Raw genomic sequence first — 1,264 nt, forward strand, 5'->3', positions numbered from 1 at the left:
TCGAAATCCAGGATCTGGTCGCGGTTGGCCCCCACGACCGTTGCCGCCAGCGACCGGAAAACAAAGAAATCCGCGCCCTGGCCCCCGGTGAGAAAGTCCCGGCCAAGGCCGCCGGCCAGCTCATCCTCTCCGGCGCGACCGCGCAGGATGTCGTTGCCGTCGCCGCCTTCCAGCCGGTCCGCGCCGTCCTGGCCGACCAACAAGTCGTCTCCGGTGCCGCCCAGGATCGTGTCATTGCCCGAGCCGCCGTTGACCGTGTCATTCTGGGGCCAACCGTCGATGCTGTCGTCGCCCGAACCGCCAAAGATCGTGTCGTCATTGACGCCTGCGAACAGCGTGTCGTCCCCTCAGTGGCCCGCCAGCAGGTCGAAGCCCGCGAAACCGTCGTCGCCATTGGCGCCGAGCAGCGTGTCGTCGCCAGTCTCGCCGATGACCCGGCCAGTGACGACGCCGTCTCCAGTGGCGCGGAAAAAGTCGTTCTCGCTACCAAGATCGACATCACTGACAATGGCACCGCGACGTCGTTGCCGGCATTCAGCGCGAGGCTGCCGTCGATCAGCCCGGTGTGGTGCCGCTGTTGGACACGCCGGTTCCATCGGCGAAGACGATGAACCCGTAGTCCCCGGTCACCGACCCGGCGTTCGTAACGACGCTGTCGACAGCTGTTTCCGCTCCGATGATCTCGATGCCGTAGCCCCCCGGCAACCGTTCCCGTGGTCAGGATGTTGACCGTGACCGCATTGGCGTCGATCTTGAGTCCTTCGGCGAAAACCGCGGGGAAGAGGCTTCCGCCAATCTGAACGGCGTTGCTGCCGATCGTCTGGATCAGGAGCGCGTCGGTGGTCTGGTCGGAGACGATCACGCCCTCGGCCAGGATGTAATCGTCGCCATTGCTGATGGTATCGCCAGTCGCCTGCGAGGTCGTGCGGAGGATAAGTGCCATTCAGTTTTCCCTTTGGGTAATATGAGTTCCGGGGTTCAGGCCCATTATTAACCATTTCACCTTTTACGGCCGCGCCCGCCTTCCCTGCGATATGTCGAGCAGGCCGGGCGGACATGTCACCGGATTGCACGATGGGCGGGCGTCCGCGCGGGTCATGAGCCCCGGGCGGGCAGGGTGAATTTCTGGCAACATGACAAAGGCCCGGAGTGTGCCTCCGGGCCTTTGGGTTCCTGTGGGCAGGGGGCTATCCCTCTGCGGCAAGCGTCAGAGCACGAAGTCGTCCGCCGTCAGGCCGGTGACATTGGCCACGCGGATCTCGGC

The 1,264-nt window shown here is 64.4% G+C and carries 1 protein-coding gene; it reads right to left on the reverse strand.

All coding sequences use genetic code 11. The features are described from left to right. Window positions 1-335 (reverse strand): calcium-binding protein (locus PVW46_RS28760; protein WP_443137042.1); only part of this gene is annotated, 335 nt, incomplete at its 3' end. Window positions 336-1,264 lie beyond the last annotated feature (929 nt).

It is taken from the genome of Mameliella sp. AT18, from assembly GCF_028807275.1.
GTDB lineage: Bacteria > Pseudomonadota > Alphaproteobacteria > Rhodobacterales > Rhodobacteraceae > Antarctobacter > Antarctobacter albus.